24 protein-coding genes are annotated in these 20,050 nt (G+C 64.1%); 9 read left to right on the plus strand and 15 right to left on the minus strand.

Annotated features, from left to right (window positions below):
• Window positions 1-26: 26 nt before the first annotated feature.
• Entirely contained in the window at window positions 27-797 is a 771-nt protein-coding gene (locus H597_RS0121555) for a head GIN domain-containing protein (RefSeq protein WP_028103944.1), read from the plus strand.
• A 118-nt stretch (window positions 798-915) separates the two neighbouring features.
• On the opposite strand, the gene H597_RS0121560 is transcribed toward H597_RS0121555, so the two are convergent.
• The 7 genes from H597_RS0121560 to purU are packed head-to-tail and all read right to left on the minus strand — an operon-like array spanning window position 916 to window position 6,607.
• Entirely contained in the window at window positions 916-3,150 is a 2,235-nt protein-coding gene (locus tag H597_RS0121560) for a TonB-dependent receptor (RefSeq protein ID WP_028103945.1), read from the minus strand.
• A 9-nt stretch (window positions 3,151-3,159) separates the two neighbouring features.
• Complete coding sequence (locus tag H597_RS31970; protein WP_051293995.1) at window positions 3,160-3,546, minus strand: YcnI family protein; 387 nt, start codon at window positions 3,544-3,546, stop codon at window positions 3,160-3,162.
• An 11-nt stretch (window positions 3,547-3,557) separates the two neighbouring features.
• Window positions 3,558-4,007, minus strand: a complete 450-nt coding sequence (locus H597_RS0121570; RefSeq protein ID WP_028103946.1) for a copper chaperone PCu(A)C — start codon at window positions 4,005-4,007, stop codon at window positions 3,558-3,560.
• 35 nt (window positions 4,008-4,042) lie between these two features.
• Window positions 4,043-4,456, minus strand: a complete 414-nt coding sequence (locus H597_RS0121575) for a DUF2946 domain-containing protein (protein ID WP_028103947.1) — start codon at window positions 4,454-4,456, stop codon at window positions 4,043-4,045.
• Window positions 4,457-4,477: 21 nt separating this feature from the next.
• Window positions 4,478-5,191 carry a M48 family metalloprotease gene (locus H597_RS31975; RefSeq protein ID WP_051293997.1) on the minus strand — a complete coding sequence of 238 codons (714 nt, stop codon included), beginning with the start codon at window positions 5,189-5,191 and terminating at the stop codon, window positions 4,478-4,480.
• A 2-nt stretch (window positions 5,192-5,193) separates the two neighbouring features.
• Entirely contained in the window at window positions 5,194-5,730 is a 537-nt protein-coding gene (locus H597_RS0121585) for a YaeQ family protein (protein WP_028103948.1), read from the minus strand.
• A 7-nt stretch (window positions 5,731-5,737) separates the two neighbouring features.
• Window positions 5,738-6,607 (minus strand): formyltetrahydrofolate deformylase, encoded by an 870-nt coding sequence (gene purU / locus H597_RS0121590; RefSeq protein ID WP_028103949.1) that lies wholly within the window; start codon window positions 6,605-6,607, stop codon window positions 5,738-5,740.
• Window positions 6,608-6,710: 103 nt separating this feature from the next.
• Between purU and H597_RS0121595 the strand changes: the two genes are divergently transcribed.
• From H597_RS0121595 to H597_RS31985, 3 genes are all read left to right on the plus strand, one after another.
• Window positions 6,711-7,721 (plus strand): NADP-dependent oxidoreductase, encoded by a 1,011-nt coding sequence (locus H597_RS0121595; protein ID WP_028103950.1) that lies wholly within the window; start codon window positions 6,711-6,713, stop codon window positions 7,719-7,721.
• A 56-nt stretch (window positions 7,722-7,777) separates the two neighbouring features.
• Window positions 7,778-8,323: a hemerythrin domain-containing protein gene (locus H597_RS31980; protein ID WP_083941223.1), complete on the plus strand. Its 546-nt coding sequence runs from the start codon at window positions 7,778-7,780 to the stop codon at window positions 8,321-8,323.
• Between the two features lie 118 nt (window positions 8,324-8,441).
• The gene (locus tag H597_RS31985) at window positions 8,442-8,729 is read left to right on the plus strand and encodes a KGG domain-containing protein (protein ID WP_035374854.1); all 288 of its coding nucleotides are present in this window, start codon (window positions 8,442-8,444) and stop codon (window positions 8,727-8,729) included.
• Between the two features lie 9 nt (window positions 8,730-8,738).
• On the opposite strand, the gene H597_RS31990 is transcribed toward H597_RS31985, so the two are convergent.
• From H597_RS31990 to modA, 8 genes are all read right to left on the minus strand, one after another.
• Window positions 8,739-9,740, minus strand: coding sequence for an alpha/beta fold hydrolase (locus H597_RS31990; RefSeq protein WP_051293998.1), 1,002 nt, complete (start codon window positions 9,738-9,740; stop codon window positions 8,739-8,741).
• Window positions 9,730-10,749 carry a hypothetical protein gene (locus H597_RS0121620; protein WP_028103951.1) on the minus strand — a complete coding sequence of 340 codons (1,020 nt, stop codon included), beginning with the start codon at window positions 10,747-10,749 and terminating at the stop codon, window positions 9,730-9,732. The genes H597_RS31990 and H597_RS0121620 overlap by 11 nt, the downstream gene beginning before the upstream one ends.
• A gap of 1 nt (window position 10,750) precedes the next feature.
• A complete protein-coding gene (locus H597_RS0121625; RefSeq protein WP_028103952.1) occupies window positions 10,751-12,949 on the minus strand; it encodes an FAD-binding protein in 2,199 nt (732 codons plus the stop codon).
• 4 nt (window positions 12,950-12,953) lie between these two features.
• Window positions 12,954-13,316, minus strand: coding sequence for a DUF805 domain-containing protein (locus H597_RS33505; RefSeq protein WP_051293999.1), 363 nt, complete (start codon window positions 13,314-13,316; stop codon window positions 12,954-12,956).
• Between the two features lie 77 nt (window positions 13,317-13,393).
• Complete coding sequence (locus H597_RS0121635; protein ID WP_035374856.1) at window positions 13,394-14,194, minus strand: TOBE domain-containing protein; 801 nt, start codon at window positions 14,192-14,194, stop codon at window positions 13,394-13,396.
• The gene (locus H597_RS0121640) at window positions 14,187-14,867 is read right to left on the minus strand and encodes an ATP-binding cassette domain-containing protein (protein ID WP_028103954.1); all 681 of its coding nucleotides are present in this window, start codon (window positions 14,865-14,867) and stop codon (window positions 14,187-14,189) included. The genes H597_RS0121635 and H597_RS0121640 overlap by 8 nt, the downstream gene beginning before the upstream one ends.
• The gene (modB, locus tag H597_RS0121645) at window positions 14,864-15,538 is read right to left on the minus strand and encodes a molybdate ABC transporter permease subunit (RefSeq protein ID WP_028103955.1); all 675 of its coding nucleotides are present in this window, start codon (window positions 15,536-15,538) and stop codon (window positions 14,864-14,866) included. The genes H597_RS0121640 and modB overlap by 4 nt, the downstream gene beginning before the upstream one ends.
• A gap of 16 nt (window positions 15,539-15,554) precedes the next feature.
• Complete coding sequence (modA, locus tag H597_RS0121650) at window positions 15,555-16,289, minus strand: molybdate ABC transporter substrate-binding protein (RefSeq protein WP_229632225.1); 735 nt, start codon at window positions 16,287-16,289, stop codon at window positions 15,555-15,557.
• A gap of 116 nt (window positions 16,290-16,405) precedes the next feature.
• On the opposite strand from modA, the gene H597_RS0121655 reads away from it, so the two are divergent.
• Genes H597_RS0121655 through cydX form a run of 5 tightly spaced genes read left to right on the plus strand, consistent with a single transcriptional unit; the run spans window position 16,406 to window position 20,043 of the window.
• Window positions 16,406-16,990 (plus strand): GbsR/MarR family transcriptional regulator, encoded by a 585-nt coding sequence (locus H597_RS0121655; protein ID WP_028103957.1) that lies wholly within the window; start codon window positions 16,406-16,408, stop codon window positions 16,988-16,990.
• Complete coding sequence (gene cydP, locus H597_RS32000; RefSeq protein WP_051294000.1) at window positions 16,987-17,196, plus strand: cytochrome oxidase putative small subunit CydP; 210 nt, start codon at window positions 16,987-16,989, stop codon at window positions 17,194-17,196. The genes H597_RS0121655 and cydP overlap by 4 nt, the downstream gene beginning before the upstream one ends.
• A complete protein-coding gene (locus H597_RS0121665) occupies window positions 17,180-18,736 on the plus strand; it encodes a cytochrome ubiquinol oxidase subunit I (protein ID WP_028103958.1) in 1,557 nt (518 codons plus the stop codon). Before cydP ends, H597_RS0121665 begins: the two co-directional genes overlap by 17 nt.
• Window positions 18,733-19,875: a cytochrome d ubiquinol oxidase subunit II gene (cydB, locus tag H597_RS0121670; RefSeq protein ID WP_028103959.1), complete on the plus strand. Its 1,143-nt coding sequence runs from the start codon at window positions 18,733-18,735 to the stop codon at window positions 19,873-19,875. Before H597_RS0121665 ends, cydB begins: the two co-directional genes overlap by 4 nt.
• A 12-nt stretch (window positions 19,876-19,887) precedes the next feature.
• Window positions 19,888-20,043: a cytochrome bd-I oxidase subunit CydX gene (gene cydX / locus H597_RS34305; protein ID WP_028103960.1), complete on the plus strand. Its 156-nt coding sequence runs from the start codon at window positions 19,888-19,890 to the stop codon at window positions 20,041-20,043.
• Window positions 20,044-20,050: the final 7 nt, after the last annotated feature.

Consider the following 20,050-nt stretch of genomic DNA (forward strand, 5'->3'; position numbering starts at 1 on the left):
AATATTGATACACAGAGGAGAACAGAATGAAATTGTCAGCTGCAGTGCGCAACGCCCTGATCGCCGCTTCCGTCTTCGCCGCCGCCGCCCCGGTCGCCATCGTGTCGGCTTCGCCGGCGGGCTGGTTCGCCGGCGAACGGGTACAAGGCAACGGCAATGTCGCCAAGCAGGCGCGCGAAGTCCCCAGTTTCAACGGCCTGGGCCTCGGCTTGCCGGGCTCGGTGGAAGTGCGCATCGGCAACACGGAAAGCGTGACCATCGAATCCGACGACAATATCCTGCCGCTGATCGAAACCGTCGTGGAAGACGGCACCCTGAAAATCCGCCCGGTCCGCCGCAACCTGCAGCTCGATACGCGCAATCTGAAAGTCGTGGTCATCGCCAGGAAACTGGAACGCATCGCAGTCGGCGGTTCCGGCTCGGTCGATGCGACAGGCATCCGCGGCGGCAAGCTGCATTTCGATGTCGGCGGTTCCGGCTCCATGAACCTGCGCGATATTGAGGGTGAATCCGTCAGCGTTTCGCTCGGTGGCAGCGGCAACCTGAAAGCGTCCGGTTCGGCAGACAAGCTGAAAGTCTCGATCGGCGGATCCGGCAAGGTCAGTACCGGCCAACTGGCAACGCGCGAAGCGACTGTCAGCATCGGCGGCTCGGGCCAGGCCGTGGTCTGGGCCAAGCAGTCGCTGTCCGTCAGCGTGGCTGGCTCCGGCGACGTGAGCTACTACGGCGAACCGCAGATCACCAAGAGCCTCATGGGTTCCGGCAGCGTCAAGCACCTGGCCGGCAGCCCGAACTGACCCGTATGGCCGGAATCGCTGCGCACTAAGATCTTGCGATAAATCGGAGTTCAAGCAAGAGATAGAAGAAAAACGCCCCGGCATTTTTGCGGGGCGTTTGAGGAAAAAAGCGGTCTGCTTAAAGGTCGAATTTAAGATCCGCGCTCACTGTGCGTTGCGCATACGGGTGGAAGGCCCAGTATTTTTCACCGTTCAGGTTATCGATGCCGAGCGACGCCGTCCACTGGCGGTTGAAGCGGTAGCGCAGGCGAACGTCGGCGACCAGGTAATCCGACACCCCCATATACGTGGCCCCGTTCGGGTCGCTGTTATCGAGCGTGCCAAACTGCCTGCCGCTATAGCGCACGCCAACCGTACCGGTCCAATGCTGCCCGGCGTGATACGACGCCAATGCATTCGCGCGCCATTTCGGCACGCGCGGCTGCCGCTTGCCGACGCTCGACGGCATGGCGTCATTGGCCACAATTTCCGAATCCGCATACGTCAGGCTGCTTTGCACTGTCAGGCCGTGCGTCAGCACGTCATCGGCCTGCTGCGACAGTTCCAGCCCGCGCGTACGGATCCTGCCGACGTTTTGCACGGTACTCACGGTTGCCGTCAGCGGCTGCGAATACAAGGCATCGCGCGTCCTTTCGCCAAACAGCGTGGCACGCAGGCTGCCCTTGGCCGTCATATGCTCGGCACTCAGCTCGGTGGTCCAGGACTTCTCGGCCCGCAGGTTCGGGTCGGTGTTGACGATCTTCTCATCGACAATCGAGCCCTGGAACAGTTCCGCCGCAGTCGGATTGCGCACCGCGCGGCCGGCCGAAGCCTTCACGGTCCACGCCTCATCAGCGCGCCATGCCAGGGCGGCCTTGGGCGACCAGGCGTGCTCAAGGCGGTCCTTGAACGGCAGCAGTCTGTTCGCCGCCGCCGATATTTCGCCGCCATAGGCCCGCCAGGTCTCCTGGCGCACACCCAGCGTCGCCTTCCATGCGTCGGCCAGCCGCCAGCTGTCCTGCGCGTACAGGCTCTCCAGGCGCGTATTGCCGTTGAAGGTCGACACATGCTTTCCGCCTTCGCCGGCAAGCCAATCCGCCACGCTCGTCACCTCGGTGCGCAGTTTAGCGCTATCGCGCTGGACGCCGAACTCCACCTGGTGCGCCGCTCCGGCACGCCAGTTGCCGCGCAGCGCCAGCGTATTCCAGCCACTGCCGCCCATATCGGTCAGGTTGCCCTGCCCGCCTCCTGTCGGCACGCGGGCGACATCGCGATGGTAATCGTAAGCGCTGCCGGCGATCTCCCAATTGAAGCTGCCGCGCCCGTGCGTCTTCAGCGACAGGCCATGCATCACATGCTCCAGATCCGCCCTGGCCCCGGCAAAATCGGACGGCACCAGCGTAAAGCGCTTGCCGCCGATATTGACCGCGCCGCTGGTGACCGCATTGCCGGCAGCATCGCGCAGATAGGACTCGGTATTGCGCACCACGTCGTTTTTCCACCAGCCCAGCGTATAACTGGCACGCAGGGTGGACGAAAAGTCGTACGCCAGCTTCACTTTCGCATGGTCCTGCACCGTATTGACCTGCCCTGTGCTGCCCAGGATGTACCAGTCCTTGCCGGACGGGTTGCGGTCCGCGACAGCGCCGGTCACCGGCACGCCCATCGCTTCGCCAGGCTTGGGCGTCGCCCCCGCACTGGCCAATTTATTGGCGAAGGCAATTGGCTGGCCATTGCTGTCCAGACGCGAAAGATCGATCCACCACGACAGCGCCCCTGTACGGTCGCCCAGCGACGCGCTGGCCTGGCGGCCGGTGTGGCGCGAGTGGGTCGAATACTGTTCGAAATCCTGCCCCGCCCAGGACAGCTTGGCGTGCGCCTCCAGCCTGGACGGCATGCGCGTCTGGTAATCGACGACGGCGCCCACCGAATTGCCCGGATAAGCGGCGGAAAACGGTCCGTACAGCACATCGACCCGTTCGATTTCTTCCGGCGTCACCAGGCCCCAGCGCGGCGTGTACATCGCCCCGTTGCCCAGCAGGTTGGACAGCAGGATGCCGTCCGCATACACCAGCGAACGGGCGCTGTTGCCCGTACCGGATGCGCGGCTGGCCAGCACGGCATGGTCGTAGTCGCCGATGAAGCGCTTGCGCACATTCAGGCTCGGCAGGTATTTCAGCGCATCTTCGCTATCGAAGGCATTGATGCGGTCTTCGACCTGGGCCCCGCTGATCCCCTCGATCGTGGTCGGGATCTGGGTCGGCAGCGACGTCGGGCGGCCGCCGCTGATGGTCACGACATGGTCCGCATGCGCCGGACAGGCGAAGCCGATCGCCGCCAGCATCGCCGCCAGCGGTTTATATTGCAGATTCATCTTCAGTCCTTAGCGCGTTTCGAGGGTGGTTTCCCAGTTCGCGCTGCCGGCCTGGCAGGACTGGACGATCTTGAATGTATGGCTGCCGGCTGCGGGCAGCTTGCCGAACATGACAAACTCCTCGTAGAAGTCGTCAGGCAGCGGCCCGCCGCGCCAGCTCAGGCTGTCGGGCGTGCGCTCGATATTCCAGCCCGCTTTGGGCATCGGGCGCAAGGCCGCCAGGCCTTCCGGCAGGCGGATGCTGACTGCCGTGGTCGGGCTGCCGCTGCAGCCGTGGCCGACGCGGAACACCAGTTTCTGGTAGCTGCCGGCAGGCGCGCTGGTTTGCTCAAGCGTGATATGCGCGTGCGCCGACGCCGCCGCCAGCAGGGCTGCGGCCATCAGGTATTTTTTCATGGTGGCGCTCCTTACTGGTGCTTGGGGGCGACGTAGGACATCGGCTTGACCGGCACTTGCACTTCCACCGTTTCGCGCTTCTTGTCCTTTTTCTGGAACACCAGGGTCATGGGCACCGTCTCGCCGGCCTTCATCTGGCGCTTCAAGTCCATCATCATGATGTGGTAGCCGCCGGACGCCAGGGCCACCGGCTTGCCCGCCTGCAGGTCGATGCCGTCAACCGCCGACATCATCATGCGGTCGCCCTGCAGCGCCATCTGGTGGATTTCGACAATGCCGGCGGCCGGCGTACTCACTTCCACCAGGCGCGTGTCCTGGGCCGATACCAGCTCCATGAAGGCGCCGGTCGCCTGTGCGGCGGGGACGGTGGCGCGAATCCATGGCTCGCGCACGGTTACCTGGGCCGCAGCGGATGCGGCAAGGGCGAAGGACATGGCCAACGCGAAGAACTGCTTTTTCATTTTTCACTCCTGAATTCGTAAATGGGGGAACGGAATCAGGCGTGGGCAGGCGGTCCTCGCGGATTGGACGCCGACCACACCGGCAACGGTTGTGGCGACTGGTAGAACAGGGTTGGGCGCAGCGTGGCGCCGTCCAGCGGCAACGGCAGCGCAAGCGTCGACGGAGGCAGGCCGAAGCTGCCGGCATGCGGCAGGCAGTAGGCGCAGTCCTCCATGTCCATCTTGGCCATGGGTTGCATGGCGGGCCGCGGCTTGCTGCGGTCGGTCAGCGCGGCGAACGTGGCTTCATCGAGCTCCCCGGCGCCGCTGACGCGCGTGCCGTCGTTCAGGCAGATTTCCCAGGTGCGGGCATGGCTGTTGACGGCATGCGAAATCGCCGGCGCGAGCGCATTCATCAGGATAGCGAAGCACGCAATCCAGATCCAGCGCAGGCGGGTTGACGATTTCATATGCATGGCCGGCATTATAGCCTAGCGCCCTGCTTCCAGTTGCGCCGCCAGCTCGCGCGCCGCACGGGCGCGCTGCGCCGGGGCCGGATGGTAGATGCTGCCGAAATTGGGGGAGTAACTGTGGCGCTCCAGCTTGCGGAAAAAGCGCGCCAGGGCCGACGGTTTCCAGCCGGCGCGCGCCGCCAGGCGCATGCCTTCGCGGTCGGATTCCTCTTCCTGCAAGGAGTTGAAGGAAGCGAGCTTGCGCATCAGGGAGAAATCGTGGTCGGTCGCGTATTCCAGCTCTTCGTAGGGCCGCGTGGCCCACTGCGGTTCCAGCCGGATGGCTTCCTCGTGTTCGCGCAGGTTATGCAGCAGGACGGCGTGGCAGATCTCGTGCGCCAGCATCATGGCGATTTCCGCGTCATTGAGCTCCAGCCGGTCGACATAGGCGGATCCCACGAGCAGCTTGCCGCCCGCCATGGCGGAAGCGTTCTCCTCGGGGTCGGAGGTGGTGTGCAGCTCCCATGCCCATGCCGCGCTTTCCGGATAATCGCGCTTGGCCTGCTCGATCAGGGGCCCGGCGATCGCCGCTACGCGCTCCGAGAAGCGCTGGTTGTCGTCCAGCCGGTAGCTGGCGCGCAGGTCGGCCAGCTGCTTGTTGTACAGCTTGACCGCGCCCGCCATGACCTGCTCCTGCGTGACCGCCTGCGCCATGCCGGAAAGCAGAAGCAGCAAGGCGGCCAGGGCGCGCATGGTCAGGCCTTCCAGACCTCGCGTGGAATTTCCACGGTGGTGGCGCCGTCGGTCAGCCAGATCTGCCCATCCTGGATGGTGCATTGCAGCTGCATGGAGCGCTGCGCCATTTTCTCCAGCGCGGCGCTGGCTTCGGCGTCGATATTCACCACGCTGACATTCTTTGCGCGGTCGATCTTGCTGCCCACCTGCTTCCACCACACGTGCGAGGCGGCACTGTAGCAGTACACCATTACCTTATCCGAGCGGCCGGCAGCCTTCAGGATGCGGCGCTCGTCCGGCTGGCCGACTTCGATCCAGAGCTGGATCGCGCCGGTCAGGTCCATCTGCCACAGGTCCGGTTCTTCCGTATCGGAAATGCCCTTCGCGTTCACCAGCGCCTCGTCGGCGTGGATGGCGAAGGCCACCATGCGCACCATCAGGCGTTCATCCGTTTCGGACGGATGGCGCGCCAGGGTCAGCATATGCGTTGCGTAGTAGTTGCGGTCCATGTCCGCGATGGACAGTTCCGCCTTGTAGATCGTAGATTTCAGTGCCATTACAAAACTATTTGAAGATTACAGTTCGGTCGCCGTTCAGCAGGATGCGGTGTTCGACGAACCATTTCACAGCGCGCGCCAGCACCACGCATTCCACGTCGCGGCCAATGGCGGTCAACGCATCGGAATCCATGGCGTGGTCGACCCGCTCCACGTCCTGCTCGATGATCGGGCCCTCATCCAGGTCACCGGTCACGAAGTGGGCGGTGGCGCCGATCAGTTTCACGCCGCGCTTGTGGGCCTGGGCATACGGCTTGGCGCCCTTGAAGCTTGGCAGGAAGGAATGATGGATATTGATCGCCTTCCCTTTCAAGCGCTCGCACATCGATGGCGACAGGATTTGCATATAGCGCGCCAGCACCACCAGGTCCACCTGGTGCGTTTCCATCAGCTCCGCAATGCGCGCCTCCTGCGCCAGCTTGGCCGATTCAGGCGCGCCAGCCGCTAGCGGCAGGTGGTGGAAAGGGATATTGTAGCTCGCCGCCAGCTGGTAGAAGTCCATATGGTTGGACACGATGGCCGGGATTTCCACCGGCAGCAGCCCGCTCTTGTAGCGGAACAGCAGGTCGTTCAGGCAGTGGCCGATCTTCGACACCAGCAGCATCACGCGCGGCTTGGCGTGCGCATCGTGCAGCGCCCACTCCATGCCCATGTCCGCCGCCACCTTGGCGAAGTCCTCGCGCAGCAGCGCGTCGCTGAACGCCGCGTCCTCGCGCGCAAAGTGCACGCGCATGAAGAAGCGTTGCGTTTCCGCGTCACCAAACTGGGCGGAATCGATGATGTTGCAACCATGTTCAGCCAGGAATCCCGATACGCGATGGACGATGCCGCGCTGGTCGTGGCAAGAGAGCGTAAGGATGTATTCTGGGTGATTCATGGCGCTGTCGGGTCATGGATGTGACGGTATTGTCGCATGAACATTGCCACGGCTGGCAATTTACGGAATAGAATGACCGTACTATTTCTAAAAAGGAGCAAATATGGAGAACACCCAGTTCCGCCTCGCCGCCCGTCCGGTCGGCCTGCCCAAGGATAGCGACTGGCAAATCACGCGAGAGCCGGTGCGCGCGCTGGCCGACGGCGAAGTGCTGGTCAAAACGCACTACCTGTCGCTCGACCCGGCCATGCGCGGCTGGATGAATGATGCCAAATCCTATATCCGGCCGGTCGGGATCGGCGAAGTCATGCGCGCCGGCGGCCTGGGCGAAGTCATCGCCTCGGCATCGCCGCGCTTTGCCGTGGGCGACCAGGTCGGCGGCGGCTTCGGCGTGCAGCAGTACTGGATCGGCGCCGCCGACGACCGCCACGCCGCCCTGCACAAGATCGATACCCGCCTGGCTCCGGCCACCACCTGGCTCAACACCTTGGGCATGCCCGGCATGACGGCCTACTTCGGCCTGCTCGAAGTGGGCCAGCCCAAAGCCGGCGAGACCGTGGTGGTGTCCGGCGCGGCCGGCGCTGTCGGCCAGACCGTCGGGCAAATCGCCAAGCAACTCGGTTGCCGCGTGGTCGGCATTGCCGGCGGCAAGGAGAAATGCGACTGGGTCGTCAACGAACTGGGCTTCGACGCCTGTATCGACTACAAGGGCGGCGACGTGCGCGCCGGTCTGAAGGAACACTGCCCAAATGGCGTTGACGTATACTTTGATAACGTTGGTGGCGACATCCTCGACATCGTGCTCACGCGCATCAACCTGAAGGCCCGCATCGTGGTCTGCGGCGCAATTTCGCAGTACAACAACACGACGCCGGTCAAAGGGCCTGCCAACTACCTGTCCCTGCTGGTGAACCGCGCGCGCATGGAAGGCATGGTCGTATTCGACTATGCCGAGCGCTACCACGTAGCCGTTGCCGCGCTCGGCAAATGGCTGCAGGAGGGCAAGATCAAAAGCCGGGAAGATGTGGTGCAAGGCATCGAGACATTCCCGCAAGCGCTGGCAATGCTGTTCGAAGGCAAGAACTTCGGCAAGCTGGTATTGCAAGTGGCCTGACCGCCTTTCCCTGCGGCTCCTTAGCGCGGCCCAACCAACGCAGCGAAGGAGCCAGCATGAGCCAGCAAAAACAGGGCGCCACGGCAAAGGATGCCGTGGCATTGCTCACCGCCGACCACGACAAGGTCAAGAAACTTTTCCACGAGTTTGAACGGTGCGATCCCGCGCACCAAGGCCTGAAACACGATCTGGCGCAACAGATCTGCCTGGACCTGACAATTCACGCCGCCATCGAAGAAGAAATCTTCTATCCCGCCGTGCGCGCCGAAACCGGCGATGAACAGCGGGTCGACGAGGCATTGGAGGAGCACGCTTCCGTCAAGGAGCTCGTCGAACATCTCCGCGGCATGGCGGCCGGCGATAGCGAACTCGATGGCACGCTGCAAAAGCTGCGCGCATGCGTGGAGCACCATGTCACCGAGGAGGAACAGGCAATGTTCCCCAGCGTCCGGCAAAGCGATGCCGACCTGGTGGCGCTGTGCGAACAGCTGATGGACCGCAAGGAAGAACTGGAACACGAGTTCGGCGCCCAGCCCGTGCGTGGCAACAATACCGCTGAAGCGGAGGGCGAACGTTCCGCCACCGGCCAGGCTGGATCCTGACGCGAAAAAAGTTTGAACTTTATTGTCGGCCTTCCCTCAAAGCCCAGGAAGCAACCCCGAGGCTGCTTCCGGCCCGGGCCCGCGCCCGGATTCTTGGGCACATTGAGGGAGGTGGATCATGGCTACACAGGACGAGCAGGTCAGGATCGGCAACGGCAAGCGCGGCTTCGCGGCGATGGACAAGGAAACCCAGCGCATGATCGCGAGCAAGGGCGGCCAGGCCGCCCACCAGAAAGGCACGGCGCATGAATTCACCTCGGAGGAAGCGCGCCGCGCCGGGCAGAAAGGCGGCGAAGTCGTGAGCCGCGACCGCGAGCACATGGCCGAGATCGGGCGCAAAGGCGGCGAGAGCCGCCAGACGGCCCGCAACGGCAACCGCCAGGGCGACAAAGGCGCGCCGGGCTGACCGGCGCGCTTAGCGCCGGGGCCTGGCTTCTTGCAGGACGCGCGCCAGCGCTTCCTGGAACAGCTCGGGCTCCTCGATCTGTGGAATATGTCCGGCACGCGGAATCCGCACCAGCTTGGCGCCGGGCACCAGGCGTTGCAGGTTTTCCGCCTGGGCCAGGGGCGTGATCGTATCGGTCTCGCCCCACACCAAGGTGACCGGCCAGTTGATACGGCCGTAGGCATCGGGCATATCGCTGGCCTCATGTCCGCGGCGCGCCAGCAGTTCCGGCAGCCAGGCGGCCACCTCGCGGTAGCTGCCTTCCAGCGCCAGCGGCTGCTGGTACAGACGCAGCCAGGCCGGCGTGATTTTTTCTTTTTCGCTGACAAAGCTTTTCAGCAGCTTTTCAGTGGCCTCGGGCTTGGTCAGGAAGCCCGCCGCAATCGGCTGGCTGACCCAGCGCCAGCGCAGCAGCGACTGGATGACACTGTCGCTGCCATCCGACTGCGCCTCGTCCAGGCCGAGCGCGGCGTCCACCAATACCAGCGCCTGCACGCGGCCATCGTCGGCGTTGGACAGCAAGGCTTCCATCAGCGGTGCGGCACCGAAAGAATGCGCGACGAACACGGCGCGGCGAATGCCGGCATTGTCCAGCGCGGCACGCAGGCGCGCCGCCTGCCTTTGCTTGTCGTATTCGCCCGATGCGGGCGGGATCGAATAGCCGAACGGCGGCATGTCCAGCGCGATGGCCTGGTAGCCAGCCTGGTTGGCCGTCGCCATCGATGCGCGCCAGGTTTCGCTCCAGGAACCCGTTCCATGCAGGAAGACCACGGCCGGCGCATCGGGACTGCCGGAACGCTGCATGAAAATGCGCGCGTCGCCGGCGTCGACGTATTCGCCCCCCTTCGGCGCCAGTGCTTCGCGCTTGCCGGTCTGGCGTGCCTCCGCCTGGCGTACCGCCATCACGCCCCAAGCCGTGGCGCCGCCAGCCACGAGCAGCAGCACAAGGAACAGCAGGCGCTTAATAGTCATAGACGTGTTCCACTTCCACGCCCTGGCGCGGCGCGTCGACCAGGTAGCGCGAGAGCGATGCCACCGGCAACACCAGCGCCACCCGCTTGCGCCCCGGCTCGGTCAGGATCGGCTGTTCAAAGAGCACCCGGCTGAACGGCGGCGCCCCGGTATCGGGGCCGCGCGTCAACACCGTCACCAGGATCACGCTGCTGTTGCCGGCGATATCCTTCAGCTGGACATCCTGCAGGCCAAGACGGGTGGCGGCCAGGCGGAAGTCGTAGTAGCGCGGCAGTTCCAGCACGGCGCTGCCATCGTCCAGCATGCGCAGCAGCTTGACGTTGGGCAGGTCGGCCAGGTCGTACGGCTCATGGTCGGCCACCACCTGCGTCGTCATCTGGGCCGGCTCGTAGGCGGCACGCGTGCCGAGCTTGATCAACTGGCCGTAGGCCGCCTTGACCAGGTACTCGGTGGTCAGCGCATAACGGCGCTCCAGCTTGCGCAGCATATTCGCGCCGAACAGTGGCGTATCCAGCCACAGGCCTTTCAGCTTGGCGCCGAAGTTGTACAGGTACCAGGGCTCCTTGCGGATAAAGTCGACGTAATCCTGGGCCACGCGGGCGCCGTAGTCGTCTTCCGGCGTCAGTGCCGAAGCGGTGGCCCAGCTGATGCGACCCAGCGTGTTTTCGTACAGCGCGCGCAGGCTGTATTCCAGCGTCGTGCTGCCGCCGATCACGCCGATCATCACATGGTAGCCGGGATTGCTCGGGTATTTGGCCCGTACCTGCTCCTCGGTCACCTCGGCATAGCTGCTCCAGATCTGGCCGATATGGCCCAGGAATGGGAAGCCATGCGCCGGGTGCTTTTTCACATAGCGCGCATATTCGGCCGGGCTATGCACCAGGAACCATTCGGGGAACGTCAGGAAGGTCTGTTCGACGCTGCGCCGCTGCTCCGGCGCAATCGGGCTTTCCGCAGAGCTGGTCAGGCAGGCCACCAGCAGGCTCAACGCCAGCAATAGTTTGCGCATATCACACCCGTTTAAAAGCCATCAGGACGTTCGCGGACGGATCGCCATCCTGCACGATGCGCTCGCCCGTATGTTCGAAACCGGCCGCTTCCACGCGCTGGATCCATTCGTCCACCGACGCGAAGAAGCGCAGTTCCGCGGCATTGTTTGCCCACGGCTCGCCCAGTCCGGCATTGAACACGCAATGCGCCAGACCGACGAAATCGTCCATGGCGCGGTCTTTCACGTCATGATCGCGCACCACGAAGTAGCCGCCCGGGCGGACGATACTGGCCACCGATGCCAGGAACGGCTCCAGCTTGTGCGGCGCCATATGGTGCAGGCCGACAAAGCAGCTCACCAGGTCCGCGCTTTGCGCCGGCAGGTCGATCGGGGCGTAATCTTTCATCTGCACGAAATCGCCCGCCTGCAGCAGGCCGCCGCGTTCCACGATATCGACCGCCGAATAGCCGGGCGCCTTGTCGTGCACCAGGGTGACCTTGCCGCTCAACTTCAGGTGCTTGCGCAGCGCCTTGACGTAGCGGCCGGTGGTGCCGATTTCCACGTAGTCCTTGAGCGGCTGGTTGCCCAGCAGGCGCTTGGCCTGCTGGCCCATCTCTTCCTTCTGCACCACCAGCGACGGCAGCGCATAGCGCAGCAGCGACAGCGCCGGCGTAATGCCCGGCAGACCGGCCTGCACCGCGCGGTAGATGGTTTCCTCGTCGTGGTTTTCGCTGGTCGCCTTGCGGATCAGGGTATGGAAACGGTCTTCCGGGAACAGGTTGAAGATATTCTGCAGGAAGGCATAGAACTTGTCCGACTCGCGCTCGCTGCCGTACACGGAATGGAACAGCGAGCGGCGCGCCCCCTCCCCGGCGGCATTGGCGGCCAGCGTCGGCGCATAGTATTTATCCCACAGTGCGCCGCGCAGACGGTATTCCGGGTCGAGCGCGCGCTTCAACGCAAACAGTTCGTGCGCGCGCGGATAGGCGCGGTGGAATTGCTCCGGCGTGCCATGCAACTGGTACGGCAGGTAGTAGGTGCCGCCGCATTCGAGCACGGCGTCGATCAGTTCGCGGGTCCAGACGCCGACCCGTGCGCGCGCATTGTCGCGTGTGCGCTGCTTGTGATACAGCACGAAGGCGAACGTTTCGCCGCGCGCCCACGCCAGCAGCGTACCGGGATCGGACAGCGCATGGCGGATCGAGATATTGATCGTGTTGACCTTGTGCTTGTTCAGGATGGCCGCCATCTTCGGCACGAACTCGCGCATGCGCTCGCAGGGCACGAAATACTCCTGCAGCACATAGGTGCGCTCCCTGCGCCCCAGCGGTTCGAGCTCCGCCGTGTCGTAGCCCGCTTCGTAATTGCGCCAGTGCACCTTCTTGCGCCAGTACAGCAGCGGGTCGAGCAGATATTGGCGGCGCAATTTGCCGAACGGCGATTCCGACACGGACCACAGGAAATACAGCTCGGCCAGATAGCTGCGGTTCAAGGGCTGCAGGCGCGGCGTATCGGCCGGCAGGTCGGTCTCGGTCCAGGTCACCGCGCGCGCCCGGGTGTAATGGGGCGGATACAGGTCGGCGTTATGGAAGGTGATCTCCTTGCGGCCACGCACATTGACGTCGAACCAGGCCGGATAATCGCTGGTCGCAACTGACGCGCTGCCGCGCTGCACGCGCGTGTTCGGCACCAGCTCCAGCTCCGCTTCGGCGATGATGCCAATGGCGCCGTAGCCGCCGATGGCCGCGTAAAACAGTTCGCTGTTCTGTTGCGGACTGGCCTCGCGCACCTCGCCGCTGGCCAGCACCAGCGTGATCGAACGCACGGACAGCACCACCGGGCCCAGACCCATATAGCGTCCATGCGCGTTGACCGACAGCGTGCCGCCGACCGTGAAATTGGCGTAGGTTTGCATGATCTTCACCGACAACCCATGCGGGTCGATGAAGCGCTGGATATCGCACCAGCGGATGCCGGTCTGGACGCGGATCAGGCGCTGGTCCGGCGAGAAATCGAGCACGCGGTTCATGCCGCGCAGGTCCAGGTGCAGGCTGCCCGGGCTGGCCGTGTGGCCGCCCATGCTGAAATGGCCGCCGCCGATCGAAATCGGCAGCGTGGTCTTGCGCAAGGCGTCCTGCAAGTCCGCCGTCGTGGCCGGCGTGGCCACGGCGTAGACATTGATCGGGTTGAGCTGGGTGACGTCGTTTACGGTTGGCATAGTCTTACTTCGCGATGTTCACTTGCAGGTAATCGTGGCGCGACAGCGGGTCGTCGCCGTAGCGGTTTTTGCCTTCGCCGCCGCGGCGGCCCAGCAGCAGCAAGACCCAGAGCGGGCCCAGGACGGGGATCAGCAGCAGGAGCAGGCTGGGGCCGGAGCGGCCGATATCGTGCAGGCGCTGGATCGAGACGGCCAGCGCGCCCCAGGTGAACGCCAGCGCGAACACGGCGGCGCCGGGGTCGCCCAGCATCTCATAGGCGAGCATGCCGAAGGCCAGGCATACCAGGCCCAGGGCAATGACGCGGGACAGCCAAGTGCGGCGATTGATGCGCCCCTGGCTTAGGAAAAATTTTGCGAGCAATTCCATTTCAGCTTCCACTTAGGACGGGCGGGGGCCCGGAACCGGCTAGCTTAGCAAATCTGGAATTTGTTTCCCAGCGGAATTTATAACGGAACACCAATAATTACGCTGGACGCCTTGAACAAGGCCGTCGCTTCGATGCCCACTTCCAGCTCCATGGACCGCTCGCTGTCGCGCGTGACGGTGGCGGCGATGGTGGCCCCGCCCGGCAAGGCCAGCGTCACGTCGGAATTCACGGCGCCATGCTGCACGCGGCATAGCGTGCCGCGCAGCTGGTTGCGCGCCGACAGTTTGCCGCTTGCGCCGACCGCCAGGATGATGGACGAGGACGGCACCAGGGCAAAGGCTTCGCCGCCTTCGCGCAAGCCGAGACTGAGTGTGCTCTCGTGTGTGATGATTGCAACAATCTCCTGCCCGCCGACGATGCGCAGCACGATTTCGTCGTTGACGGCGCCAGGCTTGATGGCCGACACGGTGCCGGAAAACTGGTTGCGTGCACTGGTTTTCATTTTCATTGATTGCAACAGGAGGTAATCATCTGCCAATCCTTGCGACTGGCGGCTCAAATGCTGCATGAACACGCCGTGCTCATATTCGATGCGGCGGAAATTCGCCACCAGTTGCGCGCCGCGTTCGGTCAGGCGCGTGCCGCCGCCGCCCTTGCCGCCCGCCGAACGCTCCAGCAGCGCTTCGCCGGCCAGATTGTTCATCGCGTCGATGGCATCCCAGGCGGCCTTGTAACTCATGCCGATCGCCTTGGCGCCCTGCGTGATCGAACCGTGCTCGCCGATGCTGGCCAGCAGTTCGACGCGCTGGTGGCCGCCGAAATTCTCGCCGTCCAGCGTGATCCAGACTTCCCCTTGCAGCGCCACTTGCTTAGCCATTCCTGCCCTCCCCGGCCACACGGCCGCCAGCCATCGTCAATACGTGGCCGCCGAATGTGGCGGCATCGTCCGGATCGTGCGTGATCATCAGCATCGGTATATCCAGGCGGCGCTGCAGCGCATCCAGTTCGGCGCGCATGCGCACGCGCAGCGCGGGATCCAGCGCCGCGAACGGTTCGTCCAGCAGCAGCGCCGCAGGTTCCGCCACCAGTGCGCGCGCCAGCGCCACGCGCTGCCGCTGGCCGCCCGACAGCTCCAGCGGCCGCTGATGCGCCACCTCGCCCAGGCCGAACGCGTCCAGCCAGTAGCGCACGGCTTCCGCTTCGCCGCTCGGCGCCGGGTTGAACCAGCCGCGCTGCAGGCCGAAGCCGATATTCTGCCGCACATTCAGGTGCGGGAACAAAGCGTAATCCTGGAACAGGTAGCCGACGCGCCGCTTGCGGGCCGGCACATCGATACCCGCGCTGCTGTCGAACAGCTTGCGTCCATCGAGCTCGATCACGCCGCCGTCCGGCCGCGACAGCCCGGCAATCGCCTTCAGCATCTGGCTTTTGCCGGCGCCCGACGCGCCATAGATCACCACGCGCTTGCTGGCCGATTCGAATTGCGCATCGAGCTGGAAGCTGCGCGGCCCGGCGCGCAAGGCCTTGCGGATATCGACGCGTATGGTCATGCCGCCCCCTGCGCGCGGTTGGGCGTTAAGCGGTTGGCCGCCACCAGCACCACGATGCAGGTCAGCGAGGTCACCAGCACCAGCAGGTTCGCCGTGTCGTCCTGGCCCGCCTGCACCGCCTCGTAGACGGCAATCGACAGCGTCTGGGTCTTGCCTGGAATGCTGCCAGCCACCATCAGCGTGGCGCCGAATTCGCCCATGGAACGGGCAAAGGCCAGCAGCGTCCCGGCCAGCACGCCGCGCCAGGCCAGCGGCAGGCTGACGCGCAGGAACACCGCAAGCGGCGGCACGCCCAGCACCTGCGCCGCCTGCTCCAGCTGCACGTCGACCGCTTCGAAGGCCGAGCGCGCGCCCTTCAGCACCAGCGGGAACGCCACCACGGCGGCCGCGATCACCGCGCCCTGCCAGGTGAAAATCAGGTTGATGCCGAAGGCCTGCTGCAGCCAGTGCCCGACAGGTCCGTTACGGCCGATCAGCACCAGCAGGTAATAACCGAGCACCGTCGGCGGCATCACCATCGGCAGCGTCAGCAAGGCATCCAGCACATCGCGGCCGGGGAAGCGCCCCCGCGCCAGCAGGTAGCCAAAACCGACGCCCAGCAGCAAGTCGATCGCCGTGGCCCACAGCGCCACTTTCAGCGAGAGCCCAAGGGCGATCAAGGCGGCGTCCATGCGCAAACTGCTCCGCTTACGGCTTGCCGAAACCGTGCCGCGCCAGGATGGCCTGGCCGCTTGCCGACAGGATGAATTGCACGAAGCCGCGCGCGCCAGCCGCATTCGGCGCATCCTTGATCACGGCCAGCGGGTAGGTGATCGGCGCGGCGGTCGGCACCGCCAGTACGGAGCGGACTTTGTCCACCTGCGCCGCAACATCGGTCTGGTAAACAAACCCCGCATCCACTTCGCCGCGGGCGATGTAATCCAGGGCCTGGCGCACATTGGCGGCAAAGACGAACTTGGGCTCCAGCGCCAGCCAATGGCCCGACTTCTCCAGCGCGCCCCTGGTATAGCGGCCCACCGGCACGCTTGCCGGGTTACCGGTCGTCAGGCGCTTCACGCCCGGCTGGACCAGGTCGGCCAAGGCGATCGGGTTCAAGCTGCTGTTCGAGGGCACCGCCAGCACCAGCCGGTTGCTGGCGAAATCGCGGCGGCTGCCGGGCGCCACGTGCGGCTGCGCCTTGTCCATGGCGTCCTGGTCGGCCGAGGCGAAGACATCGACCGGCGCGCCCTTGGCAATCTGCGCCACCAGCGCGTCGGAGGCGCCAAAATTGAGCAATACTTTGTCGCCGGGATGGCCGGCCTCGTAGGCAGCGGCTGCCTCACGGAAAGCGTTGTTAAGACTGGCGGCGGCGGATACAGTGATATCGGCAGCGGAGGCGGCGCCGGCGGCGCACAGCAGCAGGACCGCAGTGATACGTTTCATCAGCATTCCTTTCCAAAAGCGCAATATACATGATTATACAGCGCAAAGTTTTCTGGAACGTTTTATAATTTCAGTAAATCCTGAAAATTCAAGAACTCAAGGAAGTAGATCAAGAAATGGTAAACCTGAGCCCGCTCGCACAAAAATTCATCCTCCACTTCGGCGAAATGGGCAGCCGCTGGGGGATCAACCGCACCGTCGGGCAAATCTATGCCCTGCTCTATGTCAGCAGCCGGCCGCTGAATGCCGACGAAATCGCCGAACACCTGGAGTTCTCGCGCTCCAACGTTTCCATGGGCCTGAAGGAGCTGCAATCCTGGCGCCTGGTCAAGCTGCTGCACCAGCCGAACGACCGCCGCGAGTACTTCGAACCGCCGAAAGACGTCTGGGACATCTTCAAGGCCCTGCTGGAAGAGCGCCGCCGCCGCGAAGTCGAACCGACCTTGTCGATGCTGCGCGACGCCATGCTGGAATCGGCCGCCACCGCCGACGACCGCTACGCCCAGGAGCGCATGCGCGAAATGTATGAGCTGATCGAGCTGTCCAGCGCCTGGTTCGACGATGTGCAGCGCCTCTCGCCCGACACCCTGGCGTCGCTCATGAAGATGGGCTCCACCGTCAAGAAGCTGCTCGATGTGGGCGACGCCGTGCGCGGCAAATTCCGCTCCAGCCGCAACGCCACCGAAGAGGAAAACAGATGAAGCGCGCCGGCCGCTTCAGCCTGGGGCGCACGATTGCGCTCGCGCTGGCCCTCAAGGCTGCGCTGCTGTACGGCCTGTGGTCCGCCTTTTTCTCGCATCCCCAAACCAAAAAGATGCGGCTGCCGGCCGCGCAGGTGGAAAGCCACCTGCTCGCGGCGCCCGCGCCAACCCCAACCGAAAAGGTGAAAGATGGCACCCGTCGATGAAGTTGTCGCCCTGTCCCGGCTGCAGTTCGGGCTCACGGCGCTGTACCATTTCCTGTTTGTCCCGCTGACGCTCGGACTGTCCTGGATCCTGGTCATCATGGAGTCGGTGTATGTAATGACCGGCCGCGAAATCTACCGCGACATGACCAAGTTCTGGGGCAAGCTGTTCGGCATTAATTTTGCCATGGGCGTCACCACCGGCATTACGCTCGAATTCCAGTTCGGCACCAACTGGGCCTACTACTCGCACTATGTGGGCGACATCTTCGGCACGCCGCTGGCGATCGAAGGCATGATGGCCTTCTTCCTTGAGTCGACCTTCGTCGGCCTGTTCTTCTTTGGCTGGCAGCGCCTGTCGAAAGTGCAGCACCTGGGCGTGACCTTCCTGGTGGCGCTGGGCTCCAGCCTGTCGGCGCTGTGGATCCTGATCGCCAACGGCTGGATGAACCACCCGGTCGGCGCCGAGTTCAATGTCGACACCATGCGCATGGAGCTGACCAGCATCGCGGACGTGATCTTCAACCCGGTCGGCCAGGTCAAGTTCGTGCATACCGTGGCGGCCGGCTACGTCACCGCCTCCATGTTCGTGCTCGGCATTTCCGCCTTCTACCTGCTCAAGGCGCGCGACGTGCCGTTCGCCCTGCGCTCGTTCGCCGTCGCATCCGGCTTCGGGCTGGCGTCGGCGCTGTCGGTCATCGTGCTGGGCGACGAATCCGGCTACACGGTGGGTGAAGTCAACAAGGTCAAGCTGGCCGCCATCGAGGCCGAATGGCACACGGAACCCGCCCCGGCCGGCATCACCGTCTTTGGCCTGCCGGACGACGAAAAACAGCGTACCGATTACGCTATCAAGATCCCCTACGTCATGGGCCTGATCGCCACGCGTTCAATCGACAAGCCGGTTACCGGCATCCAGGAGTTGAAGCAGCAGCACGAAGTCCGTATCCGCAACGGCATGAAGGCCTATGCCGCGCTGACCCGCATCAAATCCGGAGACAAGTCGCCGGAAGCGTTTGCCGCCTTCAAGGAACTGCAGGACGACCTGGGCTACGGCCTGCTGCTGAAAAAATACACGCCGAACGTGATCGACGCCAGCGAAGCACAGATCAGGATGGCGGTGAACGACACCATCCCCAAAGTCGCCCCCCTGTTCTGGGCTTTCCGCGGCATGGTCGGACTGGGCTTGCTGTTCCTGTTCATCTTTGCCGCATCGTTCTACTTCCTGATCCGCAAGCGCCTGGCGCCGCAGCGCTGGCTGCTCAAGCTGGCCGTGATCGCGATCCCCCTGCCATGGATCGCGGCGGAACTGGGCTGGATCGTGGCCGAATACGGGCGCCAGCCGTGGACCATTGCCGGGATCCTGCCGACGCACCTGTCGGCATCGAGTGTCCCGCCATCGAACCTGTATTTCAGCCTGGCCGGCTTCGCCCTGTTCTATACAGTGCTGCTGGTGATTGAGCTGAAGCTGATGTTCAAGTTCGCCCGCCTCGGCCCCAGCGCCCTGCATACCGGCAAATACCATTGGGAGCAGCAATCATGATCTTCGACTACGCAACTTATAAGATCATCTGGTGGTGCTTCGTCGCCCTGCTGCTGCTCGGTTTCGCGCTGACCGACGGCTGGGACTTCGGCGTCGGCATGTCCCTGCCCTTCCTCGGCAAGGATGATACCGAGCGCCGCATCATCATCAACACCATCGGCCCCACCTGGGAAGGAAACCAGACCTGGTTCATCACCGCCGGCGGCACCTTGTTCGCCGCCTGGCCACTGGTGTATGCCGCCGCATTCTCCAGCCTGTATATAGCGCTGATCGTAGCGCTGTTTGCCTTGTTCTTCCGACCGGTGGGCTTCGATTACCGCAGCAAGATCGCCGACCCGCGCTGGCGCAGCACCTGGGACTGGGGCCTGTTCATCGGCGGCTTCGTACCGCCGCTGATCTTCGGCGTCGGTATGGGCAACGTGCTGCAAGGTATCCCGTTCCGCTACGACGATCTGCTGCGCCTCGAATACAGCGGCGACTTCTTCCAGCTGCTGAACCCATTCGGCCTGCTGTCAGGCGCGCTGGGCGTTGCCATGCTGGCGATGCACGGCGCCGCCTTCCTGCATCAGAAAACGGAAGGCGTGATCGCGGAGCGGGCGCGCCGCATGGCGATGCTTGCCGCTGCAATGACGCTTGTGCTGTTCGCCGCTGCCGGCGTGTGGGTCGCAACCGCGCTACCGGGCTATCGCATCACTGCCATGCCCGATCCCGGCTCCGCCTTCATGCCGCCAGCGAAGACCGTGGTCGTTGCCGCCGGCGCATGGATGGACAATTACACCCGCTGGCCGCTCACGCTGGCCTTCCCGGCCGCTGCCATGCTCGGCGCCATACTGGCCGTGGTATTGAGCGGGGCGCGCCGGACCGTCGCCGCACTGCTTGCCAGCGGCATGAGCGTGGCGGGTATCCTGCTGACGGCTGGTGGCGCCATGTTCCCCTTCGTGCTGCCATCGTCGCTGATGCCGTCGCACAGCCTGACCGCTTGGGATGCCGTGTCCAGCCATAAAACGCTGGCCGTGATGTTCTGGGTGGCGGTGATCATGCTGCCTATCGTCATGATGTATACCAGCTGGGTCTACCGGGTCGTACACGGCAAAGTGACCGCGGCGCACATCAGCGAAAACGAACATTCTGTCTATTGAAAGGACTCGGCCATGTGGTATTTCACCTGGATCCTCGGCATCGGCTTCGCTTTGGCGGCGGCCATCATCAACGTGATGTGGCTGGAATCGAACTACGCCTTCGGGCAGCGCGATGAGGACACAACGCGCAGCAGCTTTGAATCCGCCCGCGACGCAGCACGCGACTAAACGCGAC

It is taken from the genome of Pseudoduganella violaceinigra DSM 15887 (assembly GCF_000425385.1).
Classification (GTDB): domain Bacteria; phylum Pseudomonadota; class Gammaproteobacteria; order Burkholderiales; family Burkholderiaceae_D; genus Rugamonas; species Rugamonas violaceinigra.